This window comes from Frankia sp. AgB1.9, from assembly GCF_016786355.1.
Lineage (GTDB): Bacteria > Actinomycetota > Actinomycetes > Frankiales > Frankiaceae > Pseudofrankia.
Genome location: NZ_JADWYX010000016.1, coordinates 68,837 through 91,006 on the forward strand (window position 1 = coordinate 68,837; position 22,170 = coordinate 91,006).

Consider the following 22,170-nt stretch of genomic DNA (forward strand, 5'->3'; position numbering starts at 1 on the left):
AACCACCCGATCCGGGCCACTCAGAGCACCTCCTTCGCTCTGTCCGCCGCGAGCTCAGAACAGGTCGGCCAGGGCCCGCAGCTGGGCCGGGTCGCGCACGCCACCGACCAGGAGCGTCGTGACCGGCGAGTCGCGCCACAGGCCCAGCCGCTCGCGGATACGGGCGAGCGGGCCGACCAGCGCGATGCCGTCGGCGAGATCGTCCGGGACCGCCGCGGCGGCCGCGGCCCGGTCGCCGGCGAGGAAGAGCCGTTGCACCTCGGCGGCCTCGTCGGCGTAGCCCAGCCGGCCCATCAGGTCGTAGTGGAAGTTGACCGTCCTGGCGCCCATCCCGCCGATGTAGAACGCCACCGTCCACTTGACCAGCCGCAGGCCGGCGGCGACGTCGTCGGTGATGGACACCGTCACCGGGCAGGCGATCTCGAAGCCCGGCCGGGCGCCGGCCAGCGCGTCGGCGTAGGCCTTCGGCCCGCGCTCGGCGTGGTAGAAGATCGGCACCCAGCCGTCGGCGATCTCCGCGGCCAGCGCGACGTTGCGGGGCCCCTCGGCGCCCAGGTAGATCGGCACCTGGGGCCGCAGGGGATGCAGGATCATCTTCAGCGGCTTACCCAGGCCGGTGCCGCCCGGGTACGGCAGCGGGTAGTGCGGGCCGTCGCCCGTCACCGGCTCCTCCCGGGCCAGCGCCTTGCGGACGATGTCGACGTACTCGCGGGTGCGCGCCAGCGGCTTCGGGAACGGGACGCCGTACCAGCCCTCGACCACCTGCGGCCCGGAGACGCCGAGCCCGAGGATGACCCGGCCGCCGGAGAGGTGGTCGAGCGTGGCCACCGTCATCGCGGTGCAGGCGGGGGTGCGGGCCGAGAGCTGGATCAGGCCGGTGGCGAGCTTGATCCGATTCGTGTGGGCGCCGTACCAGGCGAGCGGGCTGACGGCGTCGGAGCCCCACGCCTCCGCGGTCCACAGCGAGGCGTACCCGCAGTCGTCCGCCGCCGTCACCAGCTCCAGCTGGCCCGGCGGCGGGCTCGCCGGCCAGTAGCCGAGGTTGAGGCCCAACTTCAGGTCCGCGGTCATCGCGTCTCCTCGCTTCGATCACACCACTTCGATCACACCAGCGCCGGCGGCCGACCGGGCGGGCACCGGGACAGCGTTGCGGATTTCTAGAACTCGTACTAGTTTTTCGGCATCTGAACCAGTGACGCAGGCCACTCCCCCACCTCGCCGGCCCGACCGGTAGACGGAGGCGACGATGCAGGTCCAGGACCGGCTGTTCATCGGTGGCGGCTGGGTGGCCCCGGCCGGGACGAACACGATCGAGGTGGTCTCGCCGCACACCGAGGAGGTGGTCGGCCGGGTGCCGGAGGGCACGGTCGCCGACCTCGACGCCGCCGTCGCCGCCGCGCGGGAGGCCTTCGACAACGGCCCGTGGCCGCGGCTGTCCCCGGCCGCGCGGGCCGACGCGATCGGGCGCCTGACGGCCGTGCTGAACCGGCGCGCCGAGGAGGCCGCCCGGGTGATCAGCACCGAGATGGGCAGCCCGGTGAGCTGGGCGCTGTTCGGCCAGGTCTACTCGGCGACGTTCGCGCTGGACTACTTCGCGGGCCTGGCCCGGACGTTCTCGTTCACCGAGGTGCGCGCCGGCATGCTCGGCCCGGCGCTGGTGCGGCGGCTGCCGGTCGGCGTCGTCGGCGCGATCGTGCCGTGGAACGTGCCGCTCTACGTCACCGCGCTCAAGCTCGGGCCGGCACTGGCGTCCGGCTCCACCATCGTGATCAAGCCAGCGCCGGAGACGCCGCTGTCCGCGATCCTGCTCGCGGAGGCGGTCGAGGAGGCCGGGCTCCCGCCGGGCGTCGTCAACATCGTGCCGGCCCACCGCGAGGTCGCCGAGCATCTGGTCCGCCACCCCGGCGTCGACAAGATCAGCTTCACCGGCTCCACCGCGGCCGGCCGGCGGATCGCCGCGATCTGCGGGGAGCGGCTGGCCCGCTACACCCTGGAGCTCGGCGGCAAGTCGGCCGCGCTGCTGCTCCCCGACGTCGACATCGAGGCCGCGCTGCCGGCGCTGCTGCCGGCCGCGCTGATGAACAACGGCCAGGCCTGCGTCGCGCAGACCCGGCTGCTCGCGCCGCGGGAACGCTACGACGAGATCGTCGAGGCGGTGGTCGCCAAGGTGGCCGCCATGAAGGTCGGCGACCCGCTGGACGCCGCCACCGAGATCGGGCCGCTGGTGGCCGCCCGGCAGCGCGAGCGCGTGGAGGGCTACATCGCCGCCGGGCGGGACGCGGGCGCGAAGGTCGCGTTCGGCGGCGGCCGGCCGGCCGAGCTGGACCGCGGCTTCTACGTCGAGCCGACGGTCTTCTCCGAGGTCGACAACGGCATGAAGATCGCCCAGGAGGAGATCTTCGGGCCGGTGCTGGCGGTGATCCCCTACTCGGGCGTCGACGAGGCGGTCGCGATCGCCAACGACTCCCGCTACGGCCTGTCGGGCTCGGTGTGGACGGCCGACACGGACCGCGGCCTGGAGGTCTCCGCCCGGATCCGCACCGGCACGTTCAACGTCAACACGTTCATGCTGGAGAACGCAGCACCGTTCGGCGGGTTCAAGGAGTCCGGCGTCGGCCGCGAGCTGGGGCCGGAGGGCCTGTCGGCGTATCTGGAGTACCAGTCGGTGAACCTCCCGGCCGGCTGGACTGCCGCCGAGCCACCAGCGCCTCGCGACGGAACGGACGCCGCCGGAGCGCAGGTGTGAGCGCCGACGCGGCCCCCGCCGCCTTAGCCGCCACCGCCACCGCCACCGGCACCGGCACCGGCACCGGCACCGGCACCGGCACGACGGACACCGCGGGCGAGATCCTGCTGTTCCTGTTCACCCGCAAGGACGGCCTGTCCGACGAGCAGTTCCGCGAGCACTACCTGGGTGTGCACGCACCGATGAGCGTGGCGCACTCGACGGCGACCGGTCGCTACGTCGTCCGCCTGGTCGAGGGCGGCCACGGCGCCCTGCCGCTGCCGGTGGACGCGATCACCGAGATTCACACGGCGTCCGTCGACGCCTTCGTCGACCCGGACAAGGGCTGGGACTCGGCGGAGAACTGGAAGGCCGTGATCGACGACGCGGCGAGCTTCCTCGTCGGCTTCCACATGTACCGGGTGAGCCGCGAGGTGCTCGTCCCGGCCGCCGGACCGGCCAGGCCAACCGCCGCGCGGGAACGCACGCCCGGCGTGGTGATGGCCCGGATCTTCCTCGACGGCGCCGAGGCGGAGGAGGCAGCCGACGAGGCGGGCGGTCCCGACGCGATCCCGGGGACTGTCCGCTACCGGGTGCTCGGCACGCTCAGCCCCGGTGCCCCACCTGTGCACGCCGTCGACCTGGTGACGCTGCCGGACGCCACGGCGGCGCGGTACCGGTCGCACGCGTACGTGCTCGGCGAGTACGTGCAGCAGCCGTAGGAGACGTGACGATGACCTTTCCGTCGCCGGCTTGTCAGCAGAGAGCGAGGCCCTGAGGCCATGAAGACCAAGGCTGCCGTGATGTGGGAGCTGAACCAGCCGTGGGTCGTCGAGGAGATCGAGCTCGACCCGCCGAAGGCCGGTGAGGTGCTGGTCCGGTGGCACGTCGCCGGCATGTGCCACTCCGACGACCATCTGCGCACCGGCGACATGGGCGCGGGGACGCCGATCGTGGGCGGTCACGAGGGTGCCGGCGTGATCGAGGCCGTCGGCTCCGGCGTCACCGGCCTCGCCGAGGGCGACCACGTGATCTGCACGTTCATGCCCAGCTGTGGCCAGTGCCGGTGGTGCGCCAGCGGCCGGTCGAACCTGTGCGACCTCGGCGCGAACCTGATGATGGGCTACGGGATCGACGGCACCCCCCGGTTCCACTCCCGCGGCCAGGACTGCTCGGCGATCTGCTTCCTCGGCACGTTCAGCGATTACGCGGTGCTGCACGAGCGCAGCGTCGTGAAGATCGACGATGACATCCCGATGGACGTCGCGGCGCTGGTCTCCTGCGGCGTTCCGACCGGCTACGGCTCGGCGGTCAACACGGCGAAGGTCGTGCCGGGCGAGACCGTGGTGGTCATCGGCGCCGGCGGGGTCGGCATGAACGCCATCCAGGGCGCCCGGATCGCCGGCGCGGAGCGGATCATCGCCGTCGACCCGGTGGCCGGCAAGCGGGACTCCGCGAAGCTGTTCGGCGCGACCCACGCCGCCGCCGACTTCGAGGAGGCGACCAACCTGGTCCGCGACCTGACCCAGGGGGCGATGGCGGACGCGGCGATCATCACCATCGGCGTCGTGCGGGGCGAGGAGCACATCGCGCCGACGATGGGGCTGGTCTCCAAGGGCGGCCGGGTCGTCGTCACCGGCGTGACCCCGGTCTTCGACTCGGACGTGAAGCTCTCCCTGTTCGATCTGACGATCTTCCAGAAGGAGCTGCGCGGCAGCCTGTTCGGCGCCTGCAACGCCCGCTCCGACCTGCCGACCCTGTTCCGCCTGTACCGGTCCGGCCAGCTCAAGCTGGACGAGCTGATCACCCACCGCTACCCGCTCGAAGAGATCAACACCGGCTACGAGGACATGCTCGCGGGGCGCAACATCCGCGGCGTCATCGTCCACGACGTGGGCTGACGGAGGCGTGCGTGGCTGACACCACGAAACCGGCCGACGCAGCACCCGCCGACGCAGTACCCGTCGACCCGGTCGATTTGGTCGACCGGACGATCCTGGTCACCGGGGTGACCGGACAGGTCGGCCGGCCGCTGGCGATCGCGCTCGCGCGCAGCAACACCGTCTACGGCGCGGCCCGGTTCAAGGACACCGCCCTGCGCGACGAGCTGACGGCCGCGGGGGTGCGCTGCGCCCCGGTCGACCTGGTCAGCGCCGACGTCGCCCAGCTGCCCGAACGGGTCGAGTTCGTGCTGAACTTCGGTGTCGTCAAGTCGAACCGGTGGTCCGTCGACCTGGACGGCAACACCGGGGGGACGCTCGCGCTGGCCGAGCGGTACGCCGGGATCGCGACCGCCTTCCTGCACTGCAGCTCGGGCGCGGTCTACGCGCCGGACCACGATGGCCTGCTCGGCGAGGACCACGACCTGGGCGACAGCCACGCGGTCTGGCCGTTCCTGCACACCTACAGCATCTGCAAGATCGCGGCCGAGACCGCGGCCCGGTATGCCGCCCGTCGTTACAACCTGCCGACGACGATCGCCCGGCTCAACGTCCCGTACGGGCCGACGGCCGGCGGCCTGCCCGACTACCACCTGCAGATGATGGCCGCCGGGATGCCCGTGCCGGTCTTCGGCGCGAGCGAGGCCGATTCGACTCCGACCCGTTACCAGCTCCTGCACGACGACGACACCGTGGCCATGATCCCCGGGCTGTTGGCGGTCGCGGGCGTGCCGGCGACGGTGCTCAACTGGGCCGGGCCGGAGACGGTCAGCGTCCAGGAGTGGTGCGCCGAGCTCACCGCGCTGACCGGCCTGCCCGCGACGTTCGACTACACCGAGGCGACCCTGGGCAGCGTCGTCATGGACCTCACCAGCCTGCACGAACGAGTCGGCGCCGCCCGCGTGCCGTGGAAGGAGGGACTGCGGGCGATGGTCGCCGCGCGCCACCCGCACCTGGCGCGCGCCGGGACCGACGCCCCGTCGCCGATCGGATGACCTGACCGGGCGTCAGCCTGGCGGCGCCCGGACCGCCTCGGGCCGAGCACCTGGAGACCGACAACCCCGCCGGTCACGGGCTTCGGGCCGGGGACTACGCGGTGACTGGTGAACACGGTCACATGCCGGGTTCTGACGCGCCGTCGGATCGGCGCCTTACGCTTACCGCGTGTCTCCCACCGACGCACCCGCCCTGGACAAGTCAGCCCCCACCCGCGCCCGCGCGCGGTCCCGAGCCGGGACCGGCACCGCGGCCGCGCGGCTGACGGTCGGCGCGGAGCCCGACCTCCAGCCCGCCGGTACCGCGGCGACGCCGGAGACCGGCCCCGAGGGTGGCGAGCAGGACCCGCGGACGACCGCGAACAGCCCGGGGCCACGCGCGGCCGACGGCCGGGTCCCGGGCCGGCGCGGGCTCGCGACCAGGGCCCGGCTGCTGGAATGCGCCGCGGCGATGCTGGAGAGCACGCCCTACCGCGAGCTGACCGTCACCGACATCAGCCGCGAGGCCGGCACGTCACCCGCGACGTTCTACCAGTACTTCGTCGACATGGAGACGGCGATGCTGGTGCTCGCCGAGCAGGTCGCCGACCAGGGCGCGCAGCTGTCCGACCTGGTCGGCACCAGGCCCTGGCGGGGAGCGACGGGACTGCGCGGCGCCGAGGCGCTGGTCGACGGGTTCCTGTCGTTCTGGACGGCGCACCAGCCGGTGCTGCGGGTCGTCGACCTGCTCACCGAGGAGGGCGACCTGCGGTTTCGCCGGGCCCGGGTCCGGATGCTCAACGCGATCACCAGGGCGCTCGCCGCGGTGATCGAGGAGGCACAGACCCGGGCCGGCCGCAGCGCCGAGCTGGAGCCGATGGCGATGGCCGGAGCGCTCGTCTCGATGCTCGCGCACGTCGCCGCGCACCAGCCCGGCTTCGAGTCCTGGGACATCCACGTCAGCGACCTGCGCGAGGCGATGGTCCGGCTGGTCTTCTGGGGCGTCACCGGCCCGAAGGTCCCCCGCGTCATTTAGGAGGACCCCCCCGCGACCGCCCCCGCCGTCAGCCGGCGGGGCCGCCCCACTGGCCGGGCGCCTGCGGGGAGCCAGGCTGCTGCGGCCACTGCATGGCGCCACTCGGCGGGCCGGTGACCGGCGGATACGAGCCAGAGCCGGCCGGCGGCGCGTAGCCGGGAGCGGTGTAACCCGGCGCCCCCGAGGGCGGCCCCGCGTACGCGGCGACGGCACCGGCGGCGACCCCGACAGCCGCGGGACGGCCGACCTTCGGCTCGATCCGGCGCAGCATGACGGTGGTCAGGTAGAGCATCACCGCGCCGATCACCATGGCCAGGACGATGTCCAGCAGCCACACCCCGGCGGTGTGGTTCCACAGCACGTCCCGCGGGTCGCTGTCCGGCGTGCGGCCGAGGAACTCCACCGCGTTCAGGTCGTCGGTCGAGGCCATCGCCGCGAAGCCCCAGCGGGCCGGGGCGAGCCAGCTCAGCTGGGCCAGCCCGACCGAGTTGCTGACGGTGATCAGGCCACCGGACAGCACCAGCTGCGCCATGGTCACCAGCACCAGGAACGGCATCGTCTTGTCGGCGTTGTCGACGAGCGTCGAGACGAACAGACCGATCATCATCGACGCGAGCGCCGCGACGATGATCGCGACCAGGCATTCCAGCAGCGGCGAGCCGAGCACCGCCGCCTCGGGCGGGGTCCGGCCGAGCAGGCCGATCAGCGTGAACACGAAGCACTGCACGGTGGTGATGCCGGTCAGGACGACGACCTTCGAGCCGAGATAGGCCGTCCTGGACAGGCCGATCGTGCGTTCTCGCCGGTAGATGTCCCGTTCCTTGACGATCTCGCGGACCGAGTTCGCCATGCCCATGAAGCAGGCGCACAGCATGAGCACGACCAGCACCTTGGCCGCGTCGCCGTTGGGCCGGTTCGCGATCAGGCCGAGCCCGTGCGGCGCCGGGATCACCCGGGGAATGACGCCCAGCAGGATCGGGAACAGCGCGATGAGCCGCAGGTACGAGCGGTCCGCGATGATGACCTTCAGATACCGGCGGGTCAGCGTCGAGAGCTGGAAGGACACCGGCTGCTGGCGCACGCTCGCCAGCGCGGGCGGGGCCGTGCGCACGAGCGGCGCGACCATCGCCGACGGCACGTAGTACTCCGAGCCCCGGAACTGGGCCGCCATCTGCTCGCCCGGGGTCTCCTCCAGCTCGCGGAACGTGTCGACGAAGTCCTTGAAGTCGGCCCGGTGGAAGTAGGTCAGCGCGCCGTCCGGCGGCCCGAAGTAGGCGATGTAGCCGCCCGGCGAGAGCACCAGCACGTAGTCACAGCGGTCGAGGAACAGCACGCTGTGGGTGACGACGATGACGGTCCGGCCCTGCTCGTCGGCGGACCCGGCGCCGCCGCCCTTCGCCAGGTTGCGCAGCGTGTCCATGACGGCCTTGTCGTTCGCCGGGTCGAGGCCCGACGTCGGCTCGTCCAGGAACAGCAGCGACGGCCTGGTCAGCAGTTCGAGCGCCACGCTGGTCCGCTTCTTCTGGCCACCCGACAGCCGCGAGACCGGGGTGTCGGCGTGCTGCGTGAGCCCCAGCTCCCCGATCACCTCGTCGACCCGGACGCGGCGCTCGTCCGCCGTCGTGTCGGCCGGGAACCGCAGCTCCGCCCCGTACTCCAGCGCCTCCTTGACGGTCAGCTGGGCGTGCAGCGGGTCGGCCTGCGGCACGTAGCCGATGCGCCGGCGCAGTTCGTCGTACTCGTCGTAGAGGTCTCGGCCGGCGTACCGGACCGTACCGGCGTCGGCAGGACGGAAGCCCGTGAGCGCGTTCAGCAACGTCGACTTGCCCGCGCCGGACGGCCCGACGACGCCCAGCAGCGAGCGGGCCGGCAGCCGGAACGTCATGTCGTGCATGAGCTGCTTGGTGCCGGCCCAGACGTTGAGGCTCTGCGCCTCGAACGCGACGTCGCCGGAGTCGCGGTACTCGACCAGCGACGCGCCGTCGAGCTGGAAGAGGTGGTGCCCGACGGCGATCACGTCGCGCTGGCTGATCGGGGCGCGCGCCACCCGCTGGCCGTTGACGAACGTGCCGTTGGCCGTGCCGAGGTCGACGACCTCGGCCGCGCCGTTCGGGTGGAGGTAGATCTCGGCGTGGTGGCGGGAGGCGAGCAGGTCGGGAACCGTCACGTCGTTGTCCCGGGACCGGCCGAGCCGGATCCGTCCCGCGGAGATCGCGTGGACCTTGCGGGCGGTGGGAACGGCCGGGTTCGCGCTGGTCGACAGGTCGATCGCGCCACTCGCCGGGCCGCCCGGGCCGTGCTGGCCTGGTTGGCCCGGCTGGCCGTGCCGGGAGGTGCCGCGCGCCGAGAGGTCGGCCGCGTCCGACAGTGCGGGTGCGCTACCCGCGACGGGCTGGAGCGGTGGGGCGGGGTGCCTGGCGGGGCTAGCCGGACTCCCGGGGCCGGACGGGCCGGCGGGGCTAGCCGCGCCGGCGGGGGCAGACCGGCCAGCGGGGCTAGCCGGGCTGGCAGGGGCGGACCGGCTGGCAGGGGCGGAGCGGCCGCTCGCCGCCACCGGCGGCGCGGTCCCGGCCGGCGGCGCGGGTGACGCGCCCACGGGGACGACGGCGAGCGCGACCTCCGGGCCGTCGACGCCACCGAGCCGAATCCGGGCCTCCTCACCGGAGGCCAGCTCCAGCTCGGAGATCCGCCGGCCGTCGCGCCAGATCCCGTTGGCGCTCTGGTCAACGGCCCGCCAGCCAGCGGCGGACGGCGAGAGCAGCACGTGCTGGCGCGACACCTTACTGTCATTGACCTGCACGGCCGAGTCCCGGGATCGACCGATGGACACGGGTTCGGGACCTTGCAGCCGCACCTCGCCAGAAGATGTCGTCACTCGAAGCGTGGTGCTGCCCACCCGGATTCCCCCAAAGAAGTCGACCTTTGGCCTGACAGGCTAGTGCGCTTGGGTTGTAGACGGAACGGACGGATGCCCACCAGCCTGTCTCGTTTGCGACCCGAAAGGCCTCTGGCGTCCAGTTACCTCGCGCCATCGGCAAAGATCCGCCCCCGGGCCGGTAGTGCCTTACGCCGCCGGAGCCGCCCGCGCGAGGCCTACCTCAGCGCGCCCGCGAGCCCGGCTCGACTCATACGTGGCGGTCACCGGCCAAGCCCCAACCCAACCCCAGCCACAGCAGATGAGTGACGAGACGCCCCAGTGCCTGCGGCACCGCGACACTTCCGGCGCCCGGCCCGGACCCCGTCAACCCCCCGATGCCCCGCGCCCGGGCTCCCCCGATCACCGGCGCGGCTCGCCTGATCCGAGGCACCGGCTTGCCTGCGCAGACGCCGATCATCCGGCTGGCTGGGCCGCACCGCCACACCATGATCGAGAACAGCGCAGAGCTAAAGAGGACAAATTGGGGCATCGGACGCCGTTTTGCCTGCACAGCTAGTGATCAACGCGTCGCGATGGGGCGTGAGACCGCCTTGATCACCGACTGCGCAGGGGAGCTGGTCGCGCCCGGCCGCCGTCGGTCCCGGCCGACCGTCGCAGGCAGCTGACTGGCCGTGATCATCGGCTGTGCAGGGACAAAACAAATTGGGGCCCGCCGCCCCCGGTTTCGACGCCACCACGATCCGTCACCGGCCACGACCTTGGCCCGCGCCCTCCACGCGTAGCCCCACGCACCGCCCGCGCACCGCCCGCGCACCCCCGCTACGCCGCGCACCGCCCGCGGGCCGCCCGCACCCGCGCCCGTGTGGCAGGACGGCGTCGGACCTGCCTCGGTGGCGCCGCCGGCGCCAAATTGCTGCCCGCCGAGGGAATCAACCTGCCTGACGATCCGTTCATAAGACTGAGCGTCCTGGACTCAATTTTTATAAGCTTCCAGGAGTGGCAGTCGACCCGGGCAGGTCCGGGCAAGGAGAGGGGCGTTGTGGAATGACCACCTACCTGTGGGACCCGTTCGCGGTGCTGGAGCGTGTGGACCGGGACTTCGACGCCGTTGTGCGCGGCTCGTTCGGGCGGGACCGGCCGCGTGCTCGGCGTGCGAGCCTCGCCCCGGCAGCGCGGACCGCGCCGGCCGGCAGGGCCGTGGCGACGTTCGGCCCCGGGTTTCGGGGCGTCGTCCCGTCAGCGGACGTCGTGACGGCCGGGGATGACGTCGTCATCAACCTTGAGTTGCCGGGCCTGGACGTCGAGAAGGACGTGGCGGTCGAGATCGCCCGTGGCCGGCTGGTCGTGCGTGGGGAGCGCGGAAGCTCCACCGAGTCGACGGAGGGTGGCCGGATCCGCCGGGAGAGCTGGCATGGTTCGTTCCGCCGTGAGTTCGCGCTGCCGGAGAGCGTCGCCGCCGACAAGGTCGTCGCGACCTATGACCGTGGCGTGCTGTCCGTCCGCCTGCCTGGCGCGGGAGCGGTGCCCGCGAGCACTCGGGTCCCAGTGACGACCGCCGTCCCGTCCGCCGAGGTTCTCGCCGGTGAGCCGGCCCCGGTGACGACCCCTGCGCCTGTCGCCGAGGTTCCCGCTGACGAGCCGGTCTCCGTCGATACGGCGGCCGAGGTCGGCACCTCCGTGGAGTCCGGGGACCAGGCCGCGGCCTGACGCAGCACCAGCTGGCGGTCCGCTCGGCGGAGGCCGGACCGGCCCGTCGGGGTGCCCGGACAGTCCGGGACCGCGCCGCCAGCGCCGTCCCGACGGCAGCGGGGCCCGGGGCCCCCGGGGGGGCCCGCCCCCCGGGGGGGGGCGGCGGGGGCGCGGGGCCGGCCGCCCCCCCCCCCCCGCCGCCCGCGGGGGGCGGCCCATCCAGCTGGATGCCCGGCCCGCTGCGCGTGCGCTCTGGTCAGTCGCCAGTGGCAGCCACGCCCGCCTTACGGCACAAGGCCCCAGTCGCACAGGCCCCTGGCCCGAGCCCCGGTAAGGAACCGCGCCTGGACCCCCGGCCCGTTGCGTGCGCTCTGGTCAGTCGTCGGTGGCGGGCGGGCTCGCCGCCTTGCGGCGCATGGTCGCGGCGGCGCGGTCGCGTTGGCTCGACCCCCGGCCGGAGGAACTGCGGGCGGACGGGGGCGGGACCATCGGGCCGATGTCGCCGTCGGGCGCCGTGTCGAGGTCGACGATCACCGGGGCGTGGTCGGACGTGCCGGTGCCCTTGCGGGCGGCTCGGTCGACGTAGACCGCGGCGACCCGCTTGGCCACGTCGGCGCCCGCCAACGTCAGATCGATGCGCATCCCCATGTTCTTGGGGAAGCACAGCGCGCGGTAGTCCCAGTAGGTGTAGACGGTCTCGTCTGGCCAGCGGGCCCGCAACACGTCGACGAGACCGACGTCGGTCAGCTCTCGCAGCGCGGTCCGCTCCGGCTCGGTGACGTGGGTGGCGCCGACGAAGTCCGCCGGGTCCCAGACGTCGGCGTCCGTCGGGGCGATGTTGAAGTCGCCGAGCGCCAGCACCGGCTGGTTCGCGGCGACCTCGGCCACCGTGTCACGTAGGGCGGCCAGCCACCGCAACTTGTAGGCGTAGTGCGGGTCATCGGGCGTGCGCCCGTTCGGCACGTACAGCGACCAGACCCGGATGCCACCGCAGGTTGCCGCGATCGCCCGCGGCTCCGGCTCGGGGAAGCCCGGATCGCCGGCGAAGCCACGCGCGACGTCGTCGAGGCCCGCGCGGGACAGCAGCGCGACCCCGTTCCAGCGGCCGTCGCCGTGATGCGCGTAGCGATAGCCGCGGCGGAACAGGTCCTCGTCGAAGTTCTCCGCGAACGCCTCGTCGTCGAGCTTCGTCTCCTGCAGGCAGAGCACGTCGGGCTGGGCCCGGTCGAGCCATTCGATCAGCCGAGCCTGCCGCGCCTTGGCCGAGTTGATGTTCCACGTCGCGATCCGCACATCGAGAACGTTAGTCCCCCGGTCCGACAACCCCGAGATCCCACCCGGAACGGTGACGGGAGGCCTGGCCGGTCTTAGCGGCCCCACGATGCCAGCTTGATCGCCGTTTCGACCCTCGGGTGGTTGCAAACCGGCGGCAGGCACGACCACGGAAGGGCCAAAACGCCGATCAAGCAGGGCGAGCACGCTGGCCGGCGCCGGGCTCAGAGACGGGCCGACTCCGGGCACCGAGACTGACCGGCCCCGGGCTCAGACACGGGCCGGGGCCTCACGGGTCAGAGGCTGGCCCGCGCGGGCAGGTCGGGCAGGGCCTGGAGGACCTCGAGCCGGGCGTCCGGATCCGAACCAGCGCCGGCGTCCGCCCCGGCGATCGTCTCGGCGACCTCGGCCTGGCGTGCGGCGAGGTCGGCCTCGGCTCTGGCCTGCTCACGCTCGCGGTCCAGGTCGTCGGCGGCCCGCTCGTCCGCGGCCATCAGCGCGCCGAGGTCGACGTTCGCCATCTCCAGGACGCCCAGCTTCTCGTAGGCGTCCCGGATCGTCGGCCCCCACAGCCCGATGTCCCGCATGCACGGCACGATCCGGCTGAACAGCAGTGTCTGGAACATGCGCATGTAGTCGGACTGCTTGACCAGCTCGGTGCTCTCGGCGATGTCGAGCCCCAGGGTCGCCCACACCTCGGAGCCGTTGATCCGCTCGTACATCAGGTAGCAGCCCTCGGCCGCGAACTCCTCGCGTTCAGCCCGTTCGGCGTCGGTCAGCTGCCGGTAGTAGTCGCGCAGCGCGAGCCGGCCGAACGCGACATGGCGCGCCTCGTCCTGCATGACGTAGGCGAGGACCTGCTTGGGCAGGGGCAGCGGCGTCAGGTCCCGCAGCACCCCGAACGCGGCCAGCGCCAGCCCCTCGATGAGCACCTGCATGCCCAGATACGGGATGTCCCAGCGGCTGTCGGACAGCGTCTGGTCCAGCAGCGCCTTCAGGTGGTCGTTGATCGGGTAGACGAGGCCTAGCTTCTCGTGCAGGAAGCGGGCGTACACCTCGACGTGGCGCGCCTCGTCGATGGTCTGCGTCGTCGCGTAGAACTTCGCGTCCAGGTCGGGGACCGACTCGACGATCCGGGCACTGCAGATCATCGCGCCCTGCTCGCCGTGCAGGAACTGGCTGAACTGCCAGCTCGCGAGGTGGCGGCGCACCTCGTCGCGCTCCCGGTCGTTCATCTTGTCCCAGACTGGGGTGCCGAAGAGGGCTACCGATTCGTCGGGCAGACCGAGCGGCCGGCCGTAGGGGACGTCAAGCGACCAGTCGATGCGGGTGCCCGCGTCCCACTGCTTGTCCTTGCCCTTCTGGTACAGAGCCAGCAGACGCTGACGCCCGTCGTCGTACTCCCAGCTGAACCGGGCGGCCCCGGAGGACGGCACGTCCCAGGTCATCGGCGCGACGGGAGCGATGTACTGCGGGAAGGTGGACATGGCGCGCGGCCCCCTCACGGCCCGCCGGCCAGGCGCGGCGGACGGAGTTCGGATCGGTTCCTGCTCGGTGCTCGCCGAGGTCAAGAAACGTCAACAGAACACCACCCCTGATCGTGCCAAATCCGCCGCCCATGCACATCCCCCCGCGGCGATCCGTCGGATCGGCCCGGCCGAGAGCCGCGGGCCGGCGCGGGGTGATCGCCCTCAGGGCGGCGGTCAGCGGCCCTCGTACTGGGCCGGCCGGCGCTCGACGAAGGCGGTGACGGCCTCGTTCAGGTCGTGGGACGGCAGGAAGGCCGCGTTCCAGGTGGAGACGTAACGCAGCCCGGCGCCGACCGCGCCGGCCCGGCCGACCTCCAGGATCTCCTTGACGCCCTGGACGACCAGCGGCGGGTTGGCTGCGACCGCGTCGGCGAACTCGTGCGCAGCGGCCAGGGCCGCCGCCTGGTCGGGCAGCACGTCGTTGACCAGGCCGATCTCCTCGGCCCTGGCGGCGTCGATGTCCTTGCCGGTCAGGGCCAGCTCACGCAGGTGGCCGTCGCCGATGATGGCGGGCAGCCGTTGGAGACTGCCGAGATCGGCGACGATCGCGACGCGTACCTCGCGGATGCTGAACCGGGCGTCCTGGCTGGTGAACCGGACGTCGCAGGCGGCCAGGAGGTCGACGCCACCGCCGATGCACCAGCCCGACACCGCGGCGGCGACCGGCTTGCGGCACTCGGCGACCGCGTCGATGGCGCGCTGCAGCGTGCGGATGTTCCCGAGCATCGCGGTGCGGGCGCCGGCGAGCCCGCCGTCCCGCGCGCTCGTCCCGGTCAGGTCGCCGAGCATCGAGGCCAGGTCGAGCCCGTAGCAGAAGTTCGGCCCGGAGCCGGCCAGGACGACGGCCCGCACCGACGGGTCCGCGTCCAGCGCGGCGAACACCACGGGCAGTTCGGCGAAGAACTCGGGCCCCATCGCGTTGCCCTTGCCGGGGCCGAGCATCGTCACCTGGGCGACCGGGCCACGGCGCTGGACTCTCAGGGCCTTGCCCGCCGCGACGGGATAGTCGGTGAGCTCGCCGAGCGAGCCGTCGGTAGCGCGGTCGTCCGTCGTCGTCATCGCGGCGCCTCCCAGGTCCCAAAAGCCAGCAGCCGCACCGCGTCAGGAGCTAGCCGTCCGACGCCCGCCCGGCCTCCGCCTACCGTCGCACAATGAGGCGCCGCGAGGCCTCCCCGCTCCCGAACGAAGCAGCGGGCTGGGTCCGCGCCGACCCAGCCCGCAGCGATCCGCCTTACTTTTTGTCCTCCTCGAAGTTCACGGTCACGTTCGTGTAGCCGAGGGCGCCGAGCAGGCCGCGCAGCATCCCGGCCGTGTTCCCCTTGCCCAGGTTGACCAGCTGGCCGTCGGCTGAGGCGGCCGAGGTCATCTGCTGGGTGGCCTTGACGTAGACGCTCTTGTCCGAGCTCTGCCCACCGAAGAAGTTGCCGATCCGGGTGAGCGCCCCCCGTTGGCGGGCGACCACGTAGCTCTTCTGCAGGTCGAGGTTCGGCTTGCTCAGCGTCGGTGGCGGCAACGTGATCGTCACGGACTTCCCGTCGGGAGAGACCTTGACCCGGCTGGCGTCGAGGCCCTTGAAGCTGACGACCGAGTCGACGGTGCCGACGCCGACGAAGAGCACCTGCTCGCCCGACAGCCAGGACGGGATGTACTTGGTGGAGCTCTGGGTGTCGACGACGACCTCGAAGTGCCCGCTGGCCGCGTGGTAGTCGTTGATCGTCTCTAGGGAACGCAGCACGGCAGGCTCACTGCGGTCGATGGTCTGGTGCTTGAAGGGGTTGTGGAGGAAGGAGGGCCGCCAGCCGGCGACGAAGCTGATCGCGCTGACGGCGACCGCCAGCACGACCAACAGCGCCACGAGCCTGATCAGGCCCCCGAAGCCGGGCAGCTGCGGGCCGCGCCGGCCACCGCGGCCGGATGCGGCATCTGGGGTGGTGGGAGGCAGGGTGCCGGTGGACTTGGTGTCCGACCGGCCGGACTCGTCGCTCATGGCGCGGAAAGTACCCAGAAACCCTGCTATCACGCAGGTTCGTCACCTGCAAGACAAGCGGCGGGCTACAGGTTTGGGGAGATCCGGCCCGGCTACCCCCCACCATCGGGCGAGCCGGGCGCCGCGGCCTGCTCAGACGGGTCCGCGTCAGGCCGCGGTGACGACGTGGCTCAGGCCCGAAACTCGCCGGAGAGGGAGAGCGCGATCGCGGTCCGGTCGTCACTGGGCCTGCCAGGGGAATGCCTCCGCACGGCGGCGAACACGTCGTCGAGCAGCTGGCCCGGTGTGCGCCCGCCGACCCGGACCAGCTCGTCGACGAGCCGATGGCGCCCGAACAGCCGCCCGTCGTCGTCGCGGGCCTCGACGAGACCGTCGGTGTAGACGAACAGCACGTCCCCCGGCGCCAGGCGCAGCCTGCCTGCCCGCCAGGCCTCGGGCGCGGCGACCAGGCTGGACATCAGCGGTCCCGTCGACGCCAGCGGCTCCACCTCACCCAGCCTGGCCAGCTCGTCGAGATCAACCAGGTTGACCTCGCCGGCCAGGGCCTCGAAGTCGGTCTCACCGAGCTCCGTGCCGGTGGCCGGCTCGCGGGAGGCGAGTGCGACGGGGTCCAGGTCGGCGCCGAGGCCGTCGGGTTCGGCCGGATGGTCCTCGATCGCCGCCGCGGCCATCGCCGCGTGCGCGCCGACGCGCGGCCGGGGCCGCGGGAGCGCCGTCCAGTCGGCCCGAAGCACCAGCGCGTCCGGATGACCGGCGTTGGCGTAGACCACCTCGCCGCCGCGCGGATCGACCAGCGCCACCAGCGCGGTCGCGAACGTCTCCCCGGTGTCGCCGAGCGCCTCGACCACCCACTGCACGGCGGCCGCGGGCTCCATGCCCCGGGTCAGCGCCGCGGTGAGCAGCTGCTTGAGACGCAGCGCGAAGACGCCGGACGCCGCGCCGTGCCCGGCGACGTCGCCGACGACCACCGCGACCTGACCGCCAGGCAGCTCGATCGCGTCGAACCAGTCGCCGGCCAGCTCGCCCTCGGCCGGGTCCACCCGACCGAGCAGCTCCAGGCCGGCCGTGTCGCGCAGCGAGGTCGGGGTGAGCGCGTCGCGCAACGCGAGCACCGCCGGGCCCTCCTGGGCGAGCGCCTCCCACGACCGCTCGTTCTGCCGGACCAGGGTGACGAGCTGGGAACGCATCGCCTCGACGTTGTCGGCCAGGTCGATGATCTCGCGGGGGCCGACGGCCGGGATGGTCGTGTCGTACCGGCCGGCGGCGACCGCGTTCACCGCCCAACGCAGCTCGTTGATCGGGACGAGCAGCCAGCGCCGCGACAGGATCAGCATGAGCGCGGACATCGCCAGCAGCACCGCGACGATCGTGCCGAACGAGCTGAGCATGATGTCGCCGGAGCTCTTCACCCGGCCGGCTGCCTCGGTCTGCTCCGCGGTGATCGCGCCGTCGAGCTTCGTCACCGCGGCGCGCAGGGCGACGAACCGGTCCCGGCTGTCCGTGCCGAGTTCGAGGGCCTGGGCCTGCGCCGGCTCCCCGGCGTTCATCAACGCGATCTCGGGGATGACCGAGTCGGTCTGCCAGCGCCGGTAGGTCTCGTCGACCCGGTCGATCTGGGCGAGCAGCGTCGGGAAGTCGCCCAGCCGGGCGCGCAGGTCCCGGCCGCGGGCCGCGATGTCGTCGAGCGCCTTCTCGTACGGGTCCAGCCGGTCGGAGTCGGCGGCCTGGCCCCCGGACGACTGCGCGGCACCGAGCAGCCCGGAAGCACCAGACGACGCGGAACCACCAGACGACGCGGAGCCACTCGGTGACCCGGCGAGAACCGGCGTCGCGGGCTCGCCTGAGGACATCAGGTACCCGCGCAGCGCGTTGCGCTCGTCGACGTACGCCGTCTGCAACTGGGCGGTCAGCGTCTCGGCCGGGTCGAGCCGGTCGGCGCGCTCGGCGGCGGCGTGGTTGGCCCGTTCCGACGAGTACAGCGTGAGCAGCAACGTGGCCACGACCGCGATGCCGGCGAGCCCGACGACCACCCGGATGCCGTGGCGCAGTCCCGTGGATTCACGCACGGTCTCACCCCTCCTGGCATCCGCGGCGCCGCTGCCCGATGCGCCGGCACCTGCTCGGCGCGGCCCCCCCCCCGCCGAAGCGCGAGGCCGCTCTGGTCGGCCGCTGGGTCGTTCGCCCGCCTCTCACGACGTCCGTCACCCAAGCGGGCTGGCAGGTCCCGGCCAGGCGGACATTGAGGGCCATTGTCGCCCGGCCCCCGCATCGGGGCGCCGCGGGGCCGATGCCATGACGCGCCGTCACGGCTCCGGGCGGCCCCGCGGTCCCGTTGCTCCGCGTCGGTGAGCAGGCCACACCGGACCGTGCGGCCCGGTACGGCCAGCCCAACGGTGGGTAGGTCTCGGCCATAGCCACCCACCGTTACCGACCGAGAGCTTCGCGTACCGATCGACAGCCGCCGCGCCTGGCAACTTCCGGCCGGGACAGCGAGACCTCGCGGGAGGAAGCACTCCGATGACGCCGGGCGACCGCAGAGACCTGGGCCGGCGCGGACGGGGCAACCGGGTCGCCGAGGTCCGGGAGCCGAGCCGCTCGATCTTCCCGAACCTGGAGAACCTGCGGCTGCCGCACCCGATCCATGGCCATCTCCACCTGCCACACCTCCACCTGCCCCACCGGGACCCGCACCGAGACCCGGCCTCGGGCGCCGGGCGCCGCCCGGACGCGGCGATCTGGACCCGTGGGCTCACCAAATGCCACGACCACCGCGTCTCGGTCGACCACCTGGACCTCGACGTGCCGGTGGGCTCGTTGTCCGGATTCGTCGGGCCCAACGGCGCCGGGAAGTCGACGACGCTGCGGATGCTGCTCGGGCTGGTCACCCCGACCGAGGGCGTCGGCTACGTGCTCGGCGAGCCGGTGAGCCACCCCGAGCGCTACCTCTCCCATGTCGGCGCCATGATCGAGGGCCCGACCTTCCACCCCGGGCTGTCCGGCCGGCAGAACCTGCGCCAGCTCGCGTTGCTGCGCGGGGTCGACCGTCACCGGATCTACGAGGTGCTGCGGATGGTCCGGCTGACCGGCCGGGCCGGCGACCCGTTCGCGACCTACTCGCTGGGCATGAAGCAGCGGCTCGGCATCGCCGCCGCGCTGCTTCCCGACCCGGAGCTGCTGATCCTCGACGAGCCGACGAACGGGCTGGACCCGGCCGGCATCCGGGAGATCCGTGCATTGCTGCGCGAGCTGGCGGACGGCGGGATGACCGTCTTCGTCTCCAGCCACCTGCTCTCCGAGATCGAGCAGATCTGCGACCACGTCGTCATGATCCGTGGCGGGAAGCTGCTCTACCAGGGCCGGACGGGCGACCTGCTCGCGGTCGGGGACCCCCACATCCTGCTGTCCCCCGAGTGCGGTGCCGACGCGCGCCGGCTGCTGCACGTGCTCGCCGGGTTCGGGGTGCGCGCGGAGATCAAGCTGGACGGTCCGCCGAAGGTCGCGGCCGGCTCCTGCGACCAGCGCACCCTCGTGGTCGCGCATGCTCCCGAGCGGATGGCGGCCGACCTGAACCGGGCCGCGATGAACGCCGGCATCGCGCTGCGCGGCCTGCGCACCCACCGGCCCAGCCTGGAGGAGACCTTCCTGCGCGCCACCGGGGGCGCGGACGGAGACATCGTCTCGGCCGAGCAGGCGACCGAGGCCGAACCGCGCCGCGGCCGCCCAGGCGGCCGGTCGAAAGGCCCGCGGCCCGACCCGTTGGCGCCGCCCTACCCATCCGAAGGAGGGGAACAGGCCACGGCCGGGCGCCCGCGACGGCGCTGGGCCCGCCCACACGCGGCCGAGCCGTACCCGCACGACGGCGACCCGGCCACACCGGGCGCGAACCACCGGGCCGGGACCGGGCGGCCCAGGGGAGGTCACTGATGTTCCGAGCGTTCCTGGCCGAATGGCCCCAGCTGCTGCGCCGGCGGTTCGTCGTCGGCACCTTCGGCGCGACGGCGGCCATCGCCGCGCTCGGCGCCGTGCTGACCTTCGTCGCCAGCGACGGCCGTCAGGTCTACGCCGAGATGCCCCGGACCGACGAGCTGGCCCGGCCCGAGGGCATGGTCCAGGGGCTGAACGCGATCAGCATCCTGCTCGGCGTCGTCGGGCTGTGCGTGGTCGCCGCGTCGCTGGCCGGCGACTACAGCCGGGGGACCCTGCGCAACCAGCTCGTCGCCCAGCCCCGCCGGCTGCGCCTGCTGCTCGGCAAATGCCTGGCGCTGGGGGCGTTCATCGCGCTGGTCGTGCTCGCCGCCGCGGCCGTCAGCGTGGCGCTGTCGTTCGCCCTCGCGCCGATCAAGAACGTCTCGACGGGTGCCTGGACCTCCCTCGCCGGTCTGGGCGAGTTCGGCAAGGCGGTGCTCAACAACGTGCTGAACGCCTGGGGGTTCGGCGTGCTCGGGGCGCTCGCCGCGATCGTGTTCCGGTCACCGGCGGCCTCGATCTCGGTCGGGGTGGCCTACGTCCTGCCGATCGAGATCATCGTCAGCGGAATCTGGCGCCCCGCCGAGAGCTGGCTGCCCGGCCAGCTGCTGCAGGACATCGCGAACGGCGGCTACGGCTACGCCACCGCGTACGCGGACGCCGGCCTGCGGGTCCTGTGCTACGGCGCCGTCGCGGTCCTCATCACCGCGCTGCTGTTCCGCTACCGGGACATGACCTCCTGAACGACCGGGACTCCCGGCTGGGCTGGCACCGCCAGCTCGGCGCCAACCGCCGGTCGTGGTCGGGACGCCACCCGGCCAGCGCGCAGCAGGCGAACCACCAGCGCCCCGGTCAGCACCGCGGCAAGGGTCTGGCACAGGAGGCCGGCGACCGCCGTCCTCATGATCGCCCCGTTGGCCAGCGTGAGGGCGACGACCGTCAACGGCGTGCAGACCGCGAGGACCCAGACGACCTTCCGGTAGCCCGCGCCCAGCAGGTAGGAGGCGAACATCAGCGTGACGGACAGCGCCGTCATGGCGAGCGCGAGCACCGGCAGCGCCGGGGCGGCGGCCGTCAGCTTCGGCCCGAACAGCACCGCGAGGATCCCGTGGCCGGCGACCGCGCCTGCCGCCGCCAGAAGCAGGCCGGGCGCGACGACGATGGTCAGCGCCATCGCCAGCGCCCGGCTCGCGGACTCCCCCGCCTGACGCCGCCGCGCCGCCTCGGCGAGCAGGTAGTTCGCCACCGCCAGCCCGATGAAGACCGGGATCTTGCTGGCGGTCGAGATCGCAGCGTAGCCGCCGACGCCCGCAGGGTTGCGCCAGCCGACGATGACCACGTCGATGTTCTGCAGCACCGCGAGCGGCGCCAGCGTGGCGAGTGCCACCGAGGTGTCGGCGATCAGGCCGTCGCGGGTCCGCCGCGCGACGGCCGTGGCCGCCAGCGCCGGCCGCGGCGCGGCAGGCCTGGCCTGGTCCCCGCCGGTCGCCCAGCCCGGGGAGGGTGTCCGGGCCGCCGTCCACCGGGCGAACTCGCCGGCCAGCGCGAGACCGAGCACGAGACCGAGCCCGGCGCCGTTCACACCGAGCCCGACGGCGGCGAGCACGACGATGCCGACGAACCGGAACGCCGCCTCGAGGACCACGTTGCGCGCCAGCCCCAGGTAGTTGCGCCGGGCCTGGAGCAGCCCGCGCTCGACGCACACGCTGACCCACACCGAGGCCGCGATGGCCGCCTCGGCGATGGCGAACGGGTGCGGGTAGGACAGCAGCACGGCGACCGGCTTACACAGCGCGATCGCCACGACCGCGGCGCCTACCGTCGAGAACCCGATCACGTTCCGGAGCTTGCGGATCCAGCCCCAGCGCAGGCTCCTGGTGTTGTCGAGCTGCCCCAGGTCACGGTGCACGACGGCGGTCAGCACGGCGAGGCCGACGACCGAGAGGACCATGTAGATATTCGTCTGCTCGACCACGGCGCCGTAACCGCGTGTGCTCAGGACTCTGGCCAGCACGAGGTTCATCACGAGATTGAAGAAGTTCGCGACGGCTCCGGCCGCGGCAAGTGCCACCGGCCCGCGCAACAGCTCGGCGACGAACTCGCGCCGCGCCGCCACCGCCATCGTCGGACCTTTCCCCGTGACCTTGCCGGCCAATATCATCCGGACCCGGACA

General features: G+C 72.8%; 16 protein-coding genes. 8 read left to right on the top strand and 8 right to left on the bottom strand.

Translation table 11 applies throughout. From position 1 onward, the window contains the following. Positions 1–54: 54 nt before the first annotated feature. Positions 55–1,071 (bottom strand): LLM class F420-dependent oxidoreductase, encoded by a 1,017-nt coding sequence (locus I6A60_RS08380; protein ID WP_203018430.1) that lies wholly within the window; start codon positions 1,069–1,071, stop codon positions 55–57. A gap of 175 nt (positions 1,072–1,246) precedes the next feature. On the opposite strand from I6A60_RS08380, the gene I6A60_RS08385 reads away from it, so the two are divergent. The 5 genes from I6A60_RS08385 (at position 1,247) to I6A60_RS08405 (ending at position 6,675) form a co-directional block, all read left to right on the top strand. Beyond that, a complete protein-coding gene (locus tag I6A60_RS08385; protein WP_203018428.1) occupies positions 1,247–2,746 on the top strand; it encodes an aldehyde dehydrogenase in 1,500 nt (499 codons plus the stop codon). Further along, a complete protein-coding gene (locus tag I6A60_RS08390) occupies positions 2,743–3,447 on the top strand; it encodes an EthD domain-containing protein (protein ID WP_203042428.1) in 705 nt (234 codons plus the stop codon). The genes I6A60_RS08385 and I6A60_RS08390 overlap by 4 nt, the downstream gene beginning before the upstream one ends. Positions 3,448–3,507: 60 nt before the next feature. Continuing rightward, complete coding sequence (locus I6A60_RS08395) at positions 3,508–4,626, top strand: NDMA-dependent alcohol dehydrogenase (protein WP_203018415.1); 1,119 nt, start codon at positions 3,508–3,510, stop codon at positions 4,624–4,626. A gap of 11 nt (positions 4,627–4,637) precedes the next feature. Continuing rightward, complete coding sequence (locus tag I6A60_RS08400) at positions 4,638–5,660, top strand: NAD-dependent epimerase/dehydratase family protein (RefSeq protein WP_203018405.1); 1,023 nt, start codon at positions 4,638–4,640, stop codon at positions 5,658–5,660. Positions 5,661–6,090: 430 nt separating this feature from the next. Next, positions 6,091–6,675, top strand: coding sequence for a TetR family transcriptional regulator (locus tag I6A60_RS08405; protein ID WP_374113396.1), 585 nt, complete (start codon positions 6,091–6,093; stop codon positions 6,673–6,675). A 28-nt stretch (positions 6,676–6,703) separates the two neighbouring features. Here I6A60_RS08405 and I6A60_RS08410 read toward each other — a convergent pair whose 3' ends face one another. Next, positions 6,704–9,571: an ATP-binding cassette domain-containing protein gene (locus I6A60_RS08410; RefSeq protein WP_203018401.1), complete on the bottom strand. Its 2,868-nt coding sequence runs from the start codon at positions 9,569–9,571 to the stop codon at positions 6,704–6,706. A gap of 1,026 nt (positions 9,572–10,597) precedes the next feature. Here I6A60_RS08410 and I6A60_RS08415 point away from each other — a divergent pair. After that, positions 10,598–11,260 carry an Hsp20/alpha crystallin family protein gene (locus I6A60_RS08415; protein WP_203018391.1) on the top strand — a complete coding sequence of 221 codons (663 nt, stop codon included), beginning with the start codon at positions 10,598–10,600 and terminating at the stop codon, positions 11,258–11,260. Positions 11,261–11,617: 357 nt separating this feature from the next. Here I6A60_RS08415 and I6A60_RS08420 read toward each other — a convergent pair whose 3' ends face one another. The 5 genes from I6A60_RS08420 to I6A60_RS41435 all read right to left on the bottom strand — a co-directional run bounded on the left by I6A60_RS08420 (position 11,618) and on the right by I6A60_RS41435 (position 18,096). Further along, positions 11,618–12,535 carry an exodeoxyribonuclease III gene (locus I6A60_RS08420; protein ID WP_203018380.1) on the bottom strand — a complete coding sequence of 306 codons (918 nt, stop codon included), beginning with the start codon at positions 12,533–12,535 and terminating at the stop codon, positions 11,618–11,620. 275 nt (positions 12,536–12,810) lie between these two features. After that, positions 12,811–14,001, bottom strand: coding sequence for a ferritin-like domain-containing protein (locus I6A60_RS08425; RefSeq protein ID WP_203018378.1), 1,191 nt, complete (start codon positions 13,999–14,001; stop codon positions 12,811–12,813). A 216-nt stretch (positions 14,002–14,217) separates the two neighbouring features. Next, positions 14,218–15,102 (bottom strand): crotonase/enoyl-CoA hydratase family protein, encoded by an 885-nt coding sequence (locus tag I6A60_RS08430; RefSeq protein WP_203018376.1) that lies wholly within the window; start codon positions 15,100–15,102, stop codon positions 14,218–14,220. A gap of 172 nt (positions 15,103–15,274) precedes the next feature. Then, on the bottom strand, positions 15,275–16,030 hold the full coding sequence (locus tag I6A60_RS08435) for a DUF4230 domain-containing protein (RefSeq protein ID WP_203018374.1): 756 nt from the start codon (positions 16,028–16,030) through the stop codon (positions 15,275–15,277). 170 nt (positions 16,031–16,200) lie between these two features. Continuing rightward, positions 16,201–18,096: a SpoIIE family protein phosphatase gene (locus tag I6A60_RS41435; RefSeq protein ID WP_307873586.1), complete on the bottom strand. Its 1,896-nt coding sequence runs from the start codon at positions 18,094–18,096 to the stop codon at positions 16,201–16,203. A gap of 451 nt (positions 18,097–18,547) precedes the next feature. Here I6A60_RS41435 and I6A60_RS08450 point away from each other — a divergent pair, with 451 nt between their 5' ends. Further along, positions 18,548–19,954, top strand: coding sequence for an ABC transporter ATP-binding protein (locus I6A60_RS08450; RefSeq protein WP_203018372.1), 1,407 nt, complete (start codon positions 18,548–18,550; stop codon positions 19,952–19,954). Next, on the top strand, positions 19,954–20,739 hold the full coding sequence (locus I6A60_RS08455) for an ABC transporter permease subunit (protein WP_203018370.1): 786 nt from the start codon (positions 19,954–19,956) through the stop codon (positions 20,737–20,739). The genes I6A60_RS08450 and I6A60_RS08455 overlap by 1 nt, the downstream gene beginning before the upstream one ends. On the opposite strand, the gene I6A60_RS08460 is transcribed toward I6A60_RS08455, so the two are convergent. Further along, positions 20,718–22,118, bottom strand: coding sequence for a lipopolysaccharide biosynthesis protein (locus I6A60_RS08460; protein ID WP_238435019.1), 1,401 nt, complete (start codon positions 22,116–22,118; stop codon positions 20,718–20,720). The genes I6A60_RS08455 and I6A60_RS08460 overlap by 22 nt on opposite strands. Between the last annotated feature and the right edge of the window lie 52 nt (positions 22,119–22,170).

What these genes read in the sequence shown, in the direction of transcription:
- I6A60_RS08380 (WP_203018430.1), bottom strand. Translation starts at nt 1,071, where the DNA reads ATGACCGCGGACCTGAAGTTGGGCCTCAACCTCGGCTACTGGCCGGCG.
- I6A60_RS08385 (WP_203018428.1), top strand. Translation starts at nt 1,247, where the DNA reads ATGCAGGTCCAGGACCGGCTGTTCATCGGTGGCGGCTGGGTGGCCCCG.
- I6A60_RS08395 (WP_203018415.1), top strand. Translation starts at nt 3,508, where the DNA reads ATGAAGACCAAGGCTGCCGTGATGTGGGAGCTGAACCAGCCGTGGGTC.
- I6A60_RS08415 (WP_203018391.1), top strand. Translation starts at nt 10,598, where the DNA reads ATGACCACCTACCTGTGGGACCCGTTCGCGGTGCTGGAGCGTGTGGAC.
- I6A60_RS08425 (WP_203018378.1), bottom strand. Translation starts at nt 14,001, where the DNA reads ATGTCCACCTTCCCGCAGTACATCGCTCCCGTCGCGCCGATGACCTGG.
- I6A60_RS08430 (WP_203018376.1), bottom strand. Translation starts at nt 15,102, where the DNA reads ATGACGACGACGGACGACCGCGCTACCGACGGCTCGCTCGGCGAGCTC.
- I6A60_RS08435 (WP_203018374.1), bottom strand. Translation starts at nt 16,030, where the DNA reads ATGAGCGACGAGTCCGGCCGGTCGGACACCAAGTCCACCGGCACCCTG.
- I6A60_RS08450 (WP_203018372.1), top strand. Translation starts at nt 18,548, where the DNA reads ATGACGCCGGGCGACCGCAGAGACCTGGGCCGGCGCGGACGGGGCAAC.
- I6A60_RS08455 (WP_203018370.1), top strand. Translation starts at nt 19,954, where the DNA reads ATGTTCCGAGCGTTCCTGGCCGAATGGCCCCAGCTGCTGCGCCGGCGG.
- I6A60_RS08460 (WP_238435019.1), bottom strand. Translation starts at nt 22,118, where the DNA reads ATGGCGGTGGCGGCGCGGCGCGAGTTCGTCGCCGAGCTGTTGCGCGGG.